We start from the raw sequence: 14,590 nt of genomic DNA on the forward strand, positions 1-14,590 counted from the left end.
AGGCTTTCAGCTTCTTCTAAGGAAAATCTGTCACCGAAGTGTGGAAAATTCCTGACGAAGATCGTCGAGGAAGAGCGGAGGTACCGATGGTGTCCGGCTGAATACCCGCAGTCGTCCCGGTCGCGACGCGGATCACCGCGCGCCGCGGGCAGCCGGGGGACTCGGTCGCCGTCGGGCGTTTGAGCACGCGGAAGCCGGGTCGCCGGGGAGTCCACAGTGGACTCGGCCGATCCCGGCCGGGTAATCGCGTGCGTTCCGGGTGCGACTTTGGGCTGTGGGTAAAAGTGCCGGGGAAATAGCCGCCGGACAATCGGGAATGCTGCCGTTCCCGCGTTGTGGGCGGCCGGGGAGTCGTGACCGGGTTTACCGTCACGACAGTTTGTGGTGCGCGGACGGGATTCATTCGGACCACCGAACGGCGTGGTCCGGTGTGGTCAGTCGCACTCCGCTCACCGGGTGAGAAGGCTTGCCCCATCCGGGCGTGTATGCCAGTGAACCGCAGGTCTGACCACTGTGGCCGGCCGTCGCCCGCGGTACGACGCCAATGTGGCACCGCTTCCCGGCGCGCGGAACGTGACGGCAACGTTAAATTCTTGCGTCCTGCGGCTGGTTGATCCCGAATTTTCTGAACCATCGCGACGAAATCGTGGTGGGTTGTTGACGGACCCCGGCGGAACCCGCTTAAGTACACCCCGTTACCCCTCACCCATTCGTGCGTAGCGGGAGTGCCCATGCGTGTCCCGAAAGCCGACCTGATCGTCGCCGTGTCGCCCGTGCGGTGGCCGTCGGCGCGCGGGGTCGCGGCCGCCGCGCGCGCGGGCGGGCTCGGCGTGCTCGACCTGACCGGCGGGACCGCCGCGGAAGAGCTCGCGCTGCTGGGCGAATGGGGCGTCCCGGCGTTCGGCGTCCGGCTGACCGAACCGATCGTCGACCTGCCCGAAGCCGCGACCACGGTCCTGCTCGCCGAAGACGCGCCGTGCACCGCGGACGCGTTCCCGGGCCGCCGTGTGCTGGCGGAGGTGACCAGCCGGGCGTCGGCCGTGCGAGCCGTCGCCGGTGGCGCCCACGGCTTGATCGCACGGGGGCACGAATGCGGCGGCCGGACGGGGGAGCTGAGCACGTTCGTGCTGCTCCAGGCCCTGCTCGCCGACGAAACGCTCGACGTCCCGGTGTGGGCCGCCGGTGGGATCGGCCCGCACACGGCGGCCGCCGCGGTCGCGGGCGGCGCGGCCGGCGTGGTCGTCGACACCCAGCTCGCCCTGCTGCCCGAAGCCGAGCTCCCGGCGGCGCTCACCCGCGCGCTCACCGGGCTGGACGGCTCCGAGACGACGGTCGTCGACGGGGTCCGCCGCCTCGCACGCCACGGCTTCGAGCCGGTCGAGGCCGGCCAGGACGTCTTCCTCGCCACCCGCTTCCGCGACCGGTGGGGCACGGTGACCGCGGCCGTGCGCGGCCTGGCCGACGCCATCGGTGACGCCCTGCGCGTCGAAATCCCGGTGCTCGGGCCCGGCAGCGCGGGCAGCCGCGCGCTCGGCACGGCGCTGCCCATCGCGCAGGGACCGATGACCCGGGTCAGCGACCAGCCCGCGTTCGCCGCCGAGGTCGCCGCGGGCGGGGCGCTGCCGTTCATCGCACTGGCCCTGTCCGGTCCCCAGCAGACCCGTGACGTCCTGGAGCGGACCCGCGAAGCCGTCGGTGCCGCACCTTGGGGCGTCGGTGTCCTCGGGTTCGCCGCCGAGGACGTCAAGGCCGCGCAGCTCGAAGTGATCCGGGAGCTGCGGCCGACGCACGCGATCATCGCCGGCGGCCGCCCCGCGCAGGCCGCGGCGCTGGAGGAGGCCGGCATCGCCACCTTCCTCCACGTGCCGTCGCCAGGACTGCTGAAGCAGTTCCTCGAAGCCGGGGCCCGCAAGTTCGTCTTCGAAGGCTCGGAGTGCGGCGGCCACGTCGGGCCGCGCACCAGCTTCCCGTTGTGGGAGGCGCAGCTCGGCGTCCTCGCCGACTTCCTGGCGGCGACGCCGGACGCGGCCGCGGACCTGCAGCTGCTGTTCGCCGGGGGAATCCACGACGCGCGCTCGGCCGCCGTGGTGGCCGCGCTCGCCGCGCCGGTCGCCGTGCGCGGTGCCGCGATCGGCGTGCTGATGGGCACCGCCTACCTCTTCACCCGCGAGGCCGTCGACGCCGGCGCCGTGCTCCCGCTGTTCCAGCGGCGGCTGCTCGGCGCGGAGCACACCGACCTGCTCGAAACCGCGCCGGGACACGCCACCCGCTGCGTCCGCAGCCCGTTCACCACGGAGTACGCGGCGATCAAGGCCGGCCTGGCCGAGCAGGGCGTGCCGAGCCGCGACGCCTGGGAGCGGCTGGAACAGCTGAACGTCGGACGGCTTCGCCTGGCCAGCAAGGGTATCGAGCGCGTCGGCGCCGACCTGCGCGACGTCGGCGAAGACCGGCAGCTCGCCGAGGGCATGTTCATGGCGGGCGAGGTCGCCGTGCTGCGCTCGGCCGTCACCACGATCGCCGAACTGCACCATGCCGTCGGGGAAGGCGCGAACGCGGTCCTGCGCGAGCGGGCCGCCGCCTTCGGCGTCGCGACGACGGAACCCCCGGCGCCCGCGCCGCTGGACGTCGCGATCGTGGGCATGGCCTGCATGTTCCCGCAAGCTCCCGACCTGGCCACGTTCTGGGCGAACGTCCTGGCCGGCGCCGACGCGGTCACCGAGGTGCCGCGGCAGCGCTGGGACACCTCGCTCTACTACGACCCCGAAGGCCAGGGGGAGAAGACGCCGTCGCGCTGGGGCGGGTTCCTGCCCGAGATCGGCTTCGACCCGCTGCAGTACGGCATCCCGCCGTCGTCGCTGGCCAGCATCGAGCCGGTGCAGCTGCTGGCCTTGGAGGCCGCGCACCGCGCGCTCGTGGACGCCGGGTACGGAGACCGCGCGTTCGACCGGGCCCGCACGTCGGTCGTGTTCGGCGCCGAGGCGGGCAGCGACCTGTCGAACGCCATGACGCTGCGCTCGGTGCTCCCGTCCTATGTGGGCGAACTCCCGTCCGAACTGGACGAACGGCTGCCGCGGATCACCGAGGACTCGTTCCCGGGTGTGCTGGCGAACGTCATCGCCGGGCGGATCGCCAACCGGCTCGACCTGGGTGGCGCCAACTACACGGTCGACGCGGCGTGCGCGTCGTCGCTGACCGCCGTCGACGTCGCCTGCAAGGAGCTGACCGCCGGCACCAGCGATCTCGTCCTCTGTGGCGGCGCGGACCTGCACAACGGCATCAACGACTACCTCCTGTTCGCCTCGGCGCACGCTCTTTCGCCGACCGGGCGTTCGGCGACGTTCGACAGCGCGGCCGACGGAATCGCGCTCGGCGAAGGCGTCGCGTGCGTCGCGCTGAAGCGGCTCGCCGACGCCGAACGCGACGGCGACCGCGTCTACGCCGTGATCAAGGGGGTCGGGGCGGCGTCGGACGGACGTGCGCTCGGCCTCACCGCGCCGCGGCCGGAGGGCCAGCACACCGCCCTGACCCGCGCCTACCGCAACGCCGGCGTCTCGCCCGCGCGCGTCGGCCTCGTCGAGGCCCACGGCACCGGGACCGTCGTCGGCGACCGGACCGAGCTGGGCACGCTGACGAAGGTGTTCACCGAGGCCGGCGCCGCGCCCGGCGGCTGCACGATCGGGTCGGTGAAGTCGCAGATCGGGCACACGAAGTGCGCGGCGGGCCTCGCCGGGTTGATCAAGACCGCGCTCGCCCTGCACACCGGCGTCAAGCCGCCGACGCTCCACCTCACGGCGCCGAATCCCGCGTGGGACGCGGAGACGAGCCCGTTCGTGTTCCAGTCGGCCGCGCAGCCGTGGGCCGCGCCGGCCGCCGAGCGCATCGCCGGGGTGAGCGCGTTCGGCTTCGGTGGCACCAACTTCCACGTCGTGCTGGGCGCGCACGACAGCGTCCCGCCCGCGCAGGCGGCCGAGGAGTGGCCGGCCGAGCTGTTCCTCTTCGCCACCGACGCGGCGGTCCGCGACCTGCTGGCGCTGGCATCGGACGTGCCGGCCGGAACGCGGCCGTGGCGGCTGCGGGACCTCGCGCTGAGCGCGTCGCTGCGGGCGCCGGGCCGGCCGGTCCGGCTCGCGATCGTGGCGTCCACTGTGGACGAGCTGACCAGCTTGCTGCGCCAGGCACTCGCGGGACAGGACGCACCCGGCCTGTACCGGGCCGGGGCCGACGAGCCCGGCGAGGTCGCGGTGCTGTTCCCGGGGCAGGGCAGTCAGCGGCCGGGCATGTTCGCCGAGCTGTTCGTCGCCTTCCCCGAGCTGCAGCGGTACCTGCGGCTGGACCCGCCGACCGCCGACGTCGTGTTCGGCCCGGCGGTGTTCGGCGAGGCGGCGCGGCAGGCGCTGGCCGACCGCGTCACCGACACCCGGGTCGCCCAGCCCGCGCTCGGCCTCGCCGGGCTGGCCGCGTTCCGGCTGCTGACCCGCGCCGGCGTTCGGCCCGCGATGCTCGGCGGGCACAGCTACGGCGAGCTGACGGCGCTGGCCGCGGCAGGCGCCCTCACCCCCGAAGCGCTGCTGCACGCCAGCCACGCCCGGGCCGCGGCGATCCTCGACGCCATCCCCGAGGGCGACCCGGGTGCGATGGCGGCGGTCGCCGCGCCGGCGGCCCGGGTGGAGTCGGTCCTCACTTCGTCGTCGGTCGTGCTCGCGAACCACAACTCGCCCGAGCAGACGGTGATCTCCGGCGCGACCGCCGACGTCGAAGCCGCGGTCGAGCAGCTGCGCGCGGCGGGGCTCGGCGCGAAACGGATTTCGGTCGCGTGCGCGTTCCACAGCCCCCTGGTCGCCCCGGCGGGCGAGACGTTCGGCCGCGACCTCGGCGCGATCGGCGTCGTGCGGCCCGCCGTCCCGGTCTACGGCAACCGGACCGCGGGCCCCTACCCGGCGGACCCGGACGAGATCCGTGGCGAGCTGGCCGCGCAGGTGGGCTCGCCCGTCCGGTTCGTCGAGCAGGTCGAGGCGATGTACGCGGCCGGGGCCCGGGTGTTCGTCGAGGCCGGGCCGGGTGCGGTGCTGAGCAGGCAGGTCGGCGCGATCCTCGGCGACCGTCCGCATCGGACGGTGGGGTTCGAGCAGCCGGGACGCCGTGGCCTGCCGGGCTTCCTGACCGCGGTGGCGCAGCTGGCGGTGGCCGGGGTCCCGGTCGAGACCGCCTGGCTGTTCCGCGGCCGCGACGCGGTCGACGCGGCGACGGCTCCGCGGCCGAAGCGTCCCGGGTGGACGGTCGACGGCCACCTGCTCCGCGCCGCGGACGGCACGATCCCGGCGGGCGCACTCCGCCCGGCCGAGCGGGTCTCGCTGAGCCTGGCCGCTTCGGCGCCCGAGGCAGCGACGTCGGAGGCCATGGTCGCGGACTTCCTGCGCACGAGCCGCGAGATGATCGCCGCCCAGCGGGACGTGCTGCTGGGCTTCCTCGGCAGCGATACGCCGGCGGTCCGCTCGATCCCGGTGGTCGAGGTGGTCCCCGAGCTGCCTGCCGCGGTGGCGGCTCCGGTGGTCCCGGCCGCGCGGCCGGTGCTGGAGACGATCGTCGAGGTGATCGGGGAGCGGACCGGGTATCCGGTGGAGATGATCGAGCCGGACCTCGACCTGGAAGCCGACCTCAGCGTGGACTCGATCAAGCGGGCGGAGATCGCGGGCGAGCTGGCGTCCCGGCTGGGGCTCGTCGGCGGTGACGTGGAGGAGTTCGCGAAAGCCCGCACGGCCGCGGCGATCGCCGAGCTGATCGGCGCGGTGCGTCCGGAGGCCCCTTCCCGTTCGCCGGAGAGCTCGGTGCTGGAGACCGTGGTCGAGGTGATCGGCGCGCGGACGGGGTATCCGGCGGAGCTGATCGAGCCGGACCTGGACCTCGAAGCCGACCTGAGCATCGACTCGATCAAGCGCGCCGAGATCGCGGGCGAGCTGACGATCCGCCTGGGCACCGGCGAGGTCGAGGAGCTCGCCAAAGCCCGCACGGCGGCCGGGATGGCCGAGCTGCTGGGGGCGGGAACCGCGAAGCCCGCCCTCGACGAGCCCACGATCGTGGAGCGCCCCGAGCCGCGGCCGGTGATCGTCGCGCCGAAGCGGTACCTCATGACCGAGGTCGACCTCGCCCCCGCGACCGCACCCGACATCGCCGGACGCCGGTTCCTCGTGCTCGGGACCGGGCCGCTCGCCGAAGCCGTCCGAGCCGAACTGGCCGCGCACGGCGCCGAGGCCGAACTCGGCGACGACGTTCGCCCCGGCTTCGACGGGTACCTCCACCTCCCCGACGGCGACGCCGTCCTGCCCGCCGCCTTCCCCAAGTACCAGGCCGCCCTGGCCCACCGTCCACAGTGGCTGCTGACCGTGGGACCGGCCGAAGGGCTCCGCGGCTTCTACCGCAGCGTCTCCCGCGAGTACCCGGACACCCTCGCCCGGGTCGTCGAGCACGCCGACGCCGCGACCCTCGTCGCCGAACTGTCCACTGTGGACCGCGAACCGGTCGTGATCAGAACCGGGAACGGGCGGCGCGGCCTGACGCCCGCCGAAGAGGGCCTCGGCCTCCTCGGCAGCAGCGGCGCGGGACCGGCGGGCGACGGCGTCGCCGAGGCGGCCGCCATCGGCCTGGACCGGGACTCCGTCGTCCTGCTCGTCGGCGGCGCCAAGGGCATCACCGCCCGGTTCGCCACCACCCTCGCCGGGGCGGCCCGCTGCCGCGTCGAACTGCTCGGCCGGACGCCCGTCCCCGCCGCCGAGGACGAGTACCCGCACGCGAAGGACGCCAAAGAGCTGCGGGCCGCGCTGATCGAGGCCGGCCTGAAGAGCCCCGCCGAGATCGAGAAGGCCGTCCGCCGCATCGGCGGCGAACGCGAAGTCCGGAAGACCCTCCGGCAGCTCGACGCCCTCGGCAGCCCGGTGCGCTACCAGTCCGTCGACATGCTCGACGCCGAAGCCGTGCACCGCGCCGTCAAGGAGATCCACGCCGAGTACGGCCGCCTCGACGGCATCGTCTACGCGGCCGGCGTCATCGAGGACAAGCTCGTCGCCGACAAGACGCCGGAGTCGTTCGCCCGGGTCTACGGCACCAAGGTGGACGGTGCCAGGACCCTGCTGGAGGCGACCGCCGACCTGCCCGACGAGCCGAAGTTCGTGGTGCTGTTCGGCAGCATCGCCGCGACGCTCGGCAACCGCGGCCAGTCGGACTACGCCGCCGCCAACGACGCGCTCGAAGCGCTCGGACGGCGGTGGCCCGCCGGGCGGGCCGTGACCGTCCACTGGGGACCGTGGGCGCCGACCGGCGACCACGACGGCATGGTGACACCCGAGCTGATGCGGGACTACGCCCGCCGCGGCATCGAGCTGATCGACCCGGACGAGGGCACCCTCGGCCTGCTGCGCGAGCTGGCGTGGGGCCGCCAGGACGTCTCGGCCGTCGTCCACACCGCTTCGGGCTGGTGACGCGGATGCCGGACCCCGTGGCCATCGTCGGGATGTCGGTGCTGCTGCCCGGCGCGCCGGACCTTGCGGCGTACTGGCGCAACCTCGTCGGCGGCGTCGACGCGATCACCGAGGTGCCGCCGGCGAAGTGGGACAGCCTCCACTACGCGCCGGACGAGCGGCGCGCCGACCGCGTCTACTGCCGGCGCGGCGGGTTCGTCGACGAACTGGCCGAAGTGGACGTCACCGGCTTCGGGATCATGCCGAACTCCGTGCCCGCCACCGAACCCGACCAGCTGATCGCGCTGCGGGTCGCGGCGCAGGCCGTCGCGGACGCGGGCGGCCCGGACCGGCTGCCCGCCGACCGGGCACGCGTCGGGGTCGTGCTCGGCCGCGGCGGGTACCTGACGCCCGGGCTCGTCCGGCTCGACCAGCGCGTCCGGACCGCGAGCCAGCTTGTCCGGACGCTCGGCGAGCTGCTGCCGGACCTCGACGAAACGCGGCTCGAAGCCGTCCGGCAGGCCTTTACCGACCAGCTCGGGCCGGAGGCGCCGGAGTCCGCGATCGGGCTCGTGCCCAACCTCGCCGCGTCGCGGCTGGCCAACCGCCTCGACCTGCGCGGCCCCGCGTACACCGTGGACGCCGCGTGCGCGTCCTCGCTGATCGCCGTCGACCACGCCGTGCGCGAGCTCGCGTCCGGCCGCTGTGACGTCGTGCTCGCCGGCGGCGTCCACCACTGCCACGACATCACGTTCTGGAGCGTGTTCACCCAGCTCGGCGCGCTGTCGCCGAGCGAGCGGATCCGGCCGTTCCACCGGGACGCCGACGGCGTGCTGATCGGCGAGGGCACCGGCGTCGTCGTGCTCAAGCGCCTGGCCGACGCCGAGCGCGACGGTGACCGCGTCTACGCCGTGGTCACCGGCACCGGCGTGGCCTCCGACGGCCGGACCGCCAGCCTGGCCAACCCGGACTCCGGCGGCCAGGTCCGCGCGGTCCGGCAGGCGTGGGCGGCCGCGGGCCTGGACCCCACGGCCCCGGACTCGCTCGGGCTCCTGGAGGCACACGGCACCGCGACCCCGGCCGGTGACGCGGCCGAGCTCGCCACCCTCGAAGAGGTCTTCGGCCCCCGCGGCGCTGCCGTGCTCGGCTCGGTCAAGTCGATGATCGGGCACACGATGCCCGCCGCCGGGATCGCCGGGCTCGTCAAGGCGGCCCTGGCCGTGTACCACGGCGTCCTGCTGCCCACCCTGCACTGCGACGACCCGCACCCGATGCTCGCGAAGACCCGCTTCTCCACTTTGGACACCGCACAGCCGTGGGACGCGGCGGTGCGCCGGGCGGGCGTCAACGCCTTCGGGTTCGGCGGGATCAACGCCCACGTCGTGCTGGAGCAGCAGGCCTCGGGCCGGGCCGCACCGGTCGTCGTCCGCGAGCCGGAACGGGTGCTGCGGCTCGCGGCGCGGTCGGTCGGCGAGTTGCGTGACCTGCTCGACCGGCCCGGAACGCGGACGGTCGGCGACGGTCCCGTCCGGCTCGGGATCGTCGATCCGACGGAGAAACGGCTGGCACTGGCCCGCAAGGCGGTCGCGCGCGGCCGGCCGTGGCGCGGCCGCAACGACGTCTGGTTCGCCGACCGCCCGCTGCTCGGGCCGGGCGGCGGCAAGCTGGCCTTCGTCTTCCCCGGCCTGGAATCGGAACTGGCGCTGAACTGTGGTGACGTCGCCCGCCACTTCGGTCTGCCGTGGCACCACGACGACGTCGAGGTCGGCGACGTCGGCCGGCAGGGCACCGCGGTCTTCGAACTTGGCCGGCTGCTCTACGCCGCGCTCGGCCGACTGGGCGTCACGCCGGACGCGGTCGCGGGCCACAGCCTGGGGGAGTGGACGGCGATGGCCGTCGCCGGACTGCACGCCGAGGACGAGGTCGACGCGTTCCTCGCCGGGTTCGACCCGGACGCGCTCGTCGTCCCCGGTCTCGCCTTCGCCGCGATCGGGGCCCCCGCGCCGCGGGTGGTGGAGGAGCTGGCCGGGCGCGCGGACGTCGTGCTCTCCCACGACAATGCGCCGAACCAGGCCATGGTCTGCGGCCCGGCGGCGGCGGTCGACACGCTCGTGACGCGCTTCCGGGACGCGGGGATCGTGGCGCAGGTGCTGCCGTTCCGGTCCGGGTTCCACACGCCGATGCTGCGGCCGTACCTCGGCCCGATCCGCGCGGCGGCCGCCGGCTTCACGCTGCATCCTCCGGCGCTGCCGATCTGGTCGGCGACCACGGTGTCGGAGTACCCGGCCGCAGAGGCGGACGTCCGCGACCTGTTCGTCCGGCACCTGCTCGAACCGGTCCGGTTCCGCCCGCTCGTCCGCGCGATGCACGCGGCGGGCTTCCGCGCGTTCGTGCAGGTCGGCGCGGGACAGCTCGGCTCGCTCGTCGGCGACACCCTGCACGGCGAGGACCACCTGGTCGTCGCGGCGCATTCCGCCCACCGGCCCGGCCTCGCCCAGCTGCGCCGGGTCGCGACCGCGCTGTGGGCCGACGGCGCCGACCTCGACTTCACCCGCCTGCCCGGCGACCGCCCGGCTCCACACAAGGCCGTCAAGCTGGATCTCGGCGGCCACCTGATCTCCCTGGACGACGAGGTCCGCGCCCGCATCGCGCTGCCGGCCGTCCGGGAGTCCACTGTGGACAACCTGGCCGGGAAGGGCCCGCTCGCCGCGGAGTTCGCCGCCCTGCTGGCCGACACCGCCGAGCTGGCGTCCACTGTGCTCTCCGGCCGCCCGGCCGCGAAGAAGCGGCTTCCGCCGCCGAAGGAGCTGGACACGACCCTGACCGTGTCGGTCGAGGCGATGCCGTACCTGCTCGACCACTGCTTCTTCAAGCAGCCGCCCCAGGCCGACCCGGGCGACCGCTGGCCGGTCGTCCCGGCCACCACGGTGATCGACCACCTGATGGGCTTCGCCGAGCAGGCCGCGCCCGGCCGCCGCGCGGTCGCCGTGCACGACGTCCGGCTGAGCCAGTGGATCGCGGCGGTCCCCGCGGTCAGCGTCGGCGTGCGCGTCCGGCCACAGGGTCCCGACCGGGTGCTCGCGGCCCTCGACGGCTATTCGCAAGCGACCGTCGAGCTCGCCCCCGCGTATCCGGCGGACGCGCCCGCGCCGTGGCGGTTCCCCGCGTCGGCGGAGCAGGTCCCGGAAACCACGGCGGCCCAGCTCTACGACGAACGCTGGATGTTCCACGGCCCGCTCTTCCAGGGCGTCACCGAGCTGACCGCGGTCGGCGAACGGCACGTCCGGGCCGTGCTCACGACGCCCGCCGCACCGGGTGCGCTGCTCGACAACGTCGGCCAGGTGCTCGGTTACTGGATCATGTCCCGGCTGCGCGAACGCACCACCGTCTTCCCGGTCGGCATGCGCGAGATCCGCTTCCACGGCCCGCACCCGGCGCCGGGGGAGCGGCTGGAGTGCCTGGTCAAGATCACCGCGCTGAGCGAAGAGTTCCTCGACGCCGACATGCAGCTCGTCCACGACGGGCAGGTCTGGGCCGAGTTCACCGGCTGGCGCGACCGCCGCTTCGACAGCACCCCGCACATCCGCCAGGCCGACCGCACGCCCGAGCGTTCGACGCTGTCGCTCGACCAGCCGGGCGGCTGGGCGCTGGTGCACGAGCAGTGGCCGGACCTCGCGACCCGCGAGCTGATCATGCGCAACTACCTCGCGGGTCCCGAACGCGACGCCTACGACCAGCGCCCGCCGCGCGGCCGGCGCCAGTGGCTGCTCGGCCGGATCGCGGCGAAGGACGCCGTCCGCCAGTTCCTCTGGGCCGGTGGCGAACCCGAGATGTTCCCGGCCGAGCTGCGCATCGGCAACGACGACGCGGGCCGTCCTCATGCGACCGGAGCGTACGGCCGCGAGCTGCCGCCGGTGACGGTTTCGCTGGCCCACCGCGGCGAAGTCGGCGTGGCGATCGCCCGGCACGGCCGGTGCGGCATCGACGTCGAAGAGGTCGTCCCGCGCGTGGAGTCCACTGTGGACGCCGCGCTGGGCGCCGGTGAGCAGGTCCTGTTCGCGAGCCTGCCGGGCGATCCGGAGCGCTGGTTCGCCCGGTTCTGGACCGCCAAGGAAGCCGTGGCGAAGCTGCTCGGCACCGGCCTGCGCGGCGAGCCCCGGGACTTCGAAGTCGTCGCGGCCACGGCCGGCGCGCTCACCGTCCGCGTCGCCGGAACCGACCACGCCGTGCACTGCACCGACGTCGACAGCCTGCCCGGCGCGCCGCCGCGCCGCTACGTCGTCGCCTGGACCGAAGAGACGAAGGAGACCGCGGAATGAGCATCGAAACCACGGCCGGCCAGAAGGCGATCGACGAGGCGTCGGTGCTGGCTCAGCTCGGCGGGATGCTGCAGGAGCTGCTCGAAGAGTACGGCCTCGACGTAGAAGACACTGCGGGGATCACCATGGACACGACGTTCCACGACGACCTCGAGCTGGAGAGCGTCGACCTGGTGGCGCTGTCCGGGCAGCTGCGCGAACACTACGGCGAGCGCGTCAACTTCGCGACGTTCATCGCCGAGCGCGACCTCGAGGAGATCATCGCGCTGACCGTCGGCGAGCTGGTCCGCTACATCGTCGCCTCCCTGCGGGCGACGGCGTGAGCCGCGTCCGCGCGGGCGAGCTGGACGTGCACGTCCAGCGGCTCACCGCCGCCGTCCCGCTCGACGGGGACGCGCCGATCGTCGTCTGCGTCCACGGGCTGCTCACCGACAGCCTCGCCAGCTACTACTTCACGCTCGGCCCGGCGTTCGCCGAGCGCGGCCTCGACGTGCTGATGTACGACCTGCGCGGGCACGGCCGCACGACGCGCCCCGCGTCCGGCTACCACCTCGAGGAGTTCGTCGGCGACCTCGTCGCGGTCCTCGACGCGACCGGCGTGACGCGGCCGGTGCACGTCGTCGGCAACTCGTTCGGCGCGTCGGTCGCGTTCGGGCTGGCCGCAGCGCGGCCGGACCGGGTCGCCAGCGTCGTCGTGATCGAAGGCGAGCCGCCGACCGACGAGTGGACGCGCCACATGGCCGACGGCCTCGCCGACGCGAAGACCCGGCTGGCGATCGACGAGGTGATCGGCTGGATCGCCGACCACCACGGCGCGCACACCGCGCGGCTGTCGAAGGCGGCCAACAAGATCCTCCAGACGACCACGATCGCCGAGGACATCCCGCGCAGTGCGACGATCGCCGCCGACCTCTCGGCCGTGCGCTGCCCGGTGTTCGCGATCTTCGGCGGCGACTCGGGCCTCGCCGCGCAGGTGCCGCACTTCGAGTCGCACCTGGACCGCTGCCGCTGCGTCGTGCTGCCCGACCAGGGCCACTCGGTGCTGGTCGAGCGGACCGCCGAGACGATCGACCTGATCTTCGAGTGGGTCCGCGACACCTCGCGCGTCCCGGTGCGGGCGCGGTAGTGGCCCGGTTCCTGTTCGTCGTCCCGCCGCTGGTCGGGCACGTCAACCCGGCGGCAGGCGTCGCGGCCGAGCTCGCCGCGCGCGGGCACGAGGTGGCCTGGGCCGGGCACGAGGAGCTGCTGTGGCAGCTGGCCGGCCCCGAAGCGCTCGTCTTCTCCTGCGGCCTGCCGTCCGGTGCCCCCGCGCGCCCGGCCGGGCTCAAGGGACCGGCCGCGCTGCGGTTCCTCTGGGAGGACTTCCTCGTCCCGCTGGCCGACGCGATGGCCCCGGGCGTCGGCGCGGCGATCGACGCGTTCGCGCCGCACGTCGTCGTCGCCGACCAGCAGGCACTGGCCGGCGGGCTGCTGGCCGAGGCCCGCGGCTTGCCGTGGGTCACCTCGGCGACGACCTCGGCGGAGCTGGTCGACCCCCTCGCGGGCATGCCGAAGGTCGCGGACTGGGTCGCCTCGCTGGTCGCCGGCCTGCGGACGCGGATCGCCGGCGGCGCCGGCTCGGCGGACCCGCGGTTTTCGCCGCACGGCGTCCTGGCGTTCACCACCCGCGAACTGCTGGGCACGGCCGCGCTCCCGCCGCGGGTGCGGCTCGTCGGCCCGGCGCTGGGCTCGCGTCCGTCCACAACGGACTTTCCGTGGGAGTGGCTCGACCCGCTCCGGCCGACCGTGCTGGTGTCCCTCGGCACGGCGAACACCGAAGCGGGCGCGGGATTCCTGGCGACCGCGGCACAGGCGTTCGCCGACCTGGACGCGCGGGCCGTCGTCGTCGACCCCGGCGAGGTGCTGGGCCCGGTGCCGCCGAACGTCCTGGTGCGCCGGCAGGTTCCGCAGCTGCCGCTGCTGCCGAGGGTCGACGCGGTGCTGTGCCACGCGGGTCACAACACGGTGTGCGAAGCGCTGTGGCACGGCCTGCCGCTGGTGGTGGCGCCGATCCGCGACGACCAGCCGATCGTGGCGGCCCAGGTGGTGGCCGCGGGCGCGGGCGTCCGGCTGCGGTTCGGCCGCGCCGGCGCGGACCGCATCGCGGCGGCGGTCGAGGAAGTGCTGACCGAGCCGTCCTACCGGCGGGCGGCGGAAACCGTGGCGGCGTCGTTCCACGCGGCGGGCGGAAGTGCCGCCGCCGCGGGCCACCTGGAACAGCTGGCGCTCGAAAGCCTCGCTCGGTTGCGGCCTTGAAAATCGAAATTTACCTGGAAAAATCATCCGGCTACGGTCGAAGGCATGACCGTTTCCCCTTGCGCCCCCGAAGACGTCCCGGAACTGCTGAGGTCGGCCGCGGCGCTGTTCGCCGAAGACGGCGGGCGGCGTGACCCGTTCATGGACACCGGCTGGCCCGCTCGCGAAGGTCACGCGTACTACGCCGGCCTGGTCCAGGATCCGGCGTGCCTGTGCCTCCTGGCCGGTGACGGGCACTTGGTCGGCCGACTGCGGCGCCCCGACCCGCTGCGGCCGGGCGCGGTGACCGCCGTCCTGGAAAGCATGCGGGTCGGACCGGCGCACCGCCGGACCGGGGTGGGCGCCGAGCTGGTGGCCGCATTCCTGTCCTGGGCCGAGGAAAACGGCGCGAACGAGATCACCGTGCAGGCCTACACGGCCAATGAGGACGCTCTGGCCTTCTACCGGGCACAGGGCTTCGAGCCCTTCTCACTGACCCTGCGTCACCGGAACGGGTGGCTATCCACAGTGGACGGCGCGCACTAG

Annotated in this window: 6 protein-coding genes; all 6 read left to right on the forward strand. The window is 74.1% G+C overall.

What is annotated here, in order from left to right:
* Positions 1 to 731 precede the first annotated feature (731 nt).
* The 6 genes from OG738_RS33890 to OG738_RS33915 are packed head-to-tail and all read left to right on the forward strand — an operon-like array spanning position 732 to position 14,590.
* Positions 732 to 7,472: an SDR family NAD(P)-dependent oxidoreductase gene (locus OG738_RS33890; protein ID WP_329047222.1), complete on the forward strand. Its 6,741-nt coding sequence runs from the start codon at positions 732 to 734 to the stop codon at positions 7,470 to 7,472.
* 5 nt (positions 7,473 to 7,477) lie between these two features.
* Positions 7,478 to 11,770 carry a beta-ketoacyl synthase N-terminal-like domain-containing protein gene (locus OG738_RS33895; protein ID WP_329047223.1) on the forward strand — a complete coding sequence of 1,431 codons (4,293 nt, stop codon included), beginning with the start codon at positions 7,478 to 7,480 and terminating at the stop codon, positions 11,768 to 11,770.
* The gene (locus tag OG738_RS33900) at positions 11,767 to 12,093 is read left to right on the forward strand and encodes an acyl carrier protein (protein WP_329047224.1); all 327 of its coding nucleotides are present in this window, start codon (positions 11,767 to 11,769) and stop codon (positions 12,091 to 12,093) included. The genes OG738_RS33895 and OG738_RS33900 overlap by 4 nt, the downstream gene beginning before the upstream one ends.
* Entirely contained in the window at positions 12,090 to 12,896 is an 807-nt protein-coding gene (locus tag OG738_RS33905) for an alpha/beta fold hydrolase (protein ID WP_329047225.1), read from the forward strand. The genes OG738_RS33900 and OG738_RS33905 overlap by 4 nt, the downstream gene beginning before the upstream one ends.
* Positions 12,896 to 14,065: a glycosyltransferase gene (locus OG738_RS33910; protein WP_329047226.1), complete on the forward strand. Its 1,170-nt coding sequence runs from the start codon at positions 12,896 to 12,898 to the stop codon at positions 14,063 to 14,065. Before OG738_RS33905 ends, OG738_RS33910 begins: the two co-directional genes overlap by 1 nt.
* A gap of 45 nt (positions 14,066 to 14,110) precedes the next feature.
* Entirely contained in the window at positions 14,111 to 14,590 is a 480-nt protein-coding gene (locus OG738_RS33915) for a GNAT family N-acetyltransferase (RefSeq protein ID WP_329047227.1), read from the forward strand.

This window comes from Amycolatopsis sp. NBC_01488 (assembly GCF_036227105.1).
GTDB lineage: Bacteria > Actinomycetota > Actinomycetes > Mycobacteriales > Pseudonocardiaceae > Amycolatopsis.

Excerpts from the sequence above, each read along its gene's own strand:
- OG738_RS33890 (WP_329047222.1), top strand. The coding sequence starts at position 732 with ATGCGTGTCCCGAAAGCCGACCTGATCGTCGCCGTGTCGCCCGTGCGG.
- OG738_RS33900 (WP_329047224.1), top strand. The coding sequence starts at position 11,767 with ATGAGCATCGAAACCACGGCCGGCCAGAAGGCGATCGACGAGGCGTCG.
- OG738_RS33895 (WP_329047223.1), top strand. The coding sequence starts at position 7,478 with ATGCCGGACCCCGTGGCCATCGTCGGGATGTCGGTGCTGCTGCCCGGC.
- OG738_RS33915 (WP_329047227.1), top strand. The coding sequence starts at position 14,111 with ATGACCGTTTCCCCTTGCGCCCCCGAAGACGTCCCGGAACTGCTGAGG.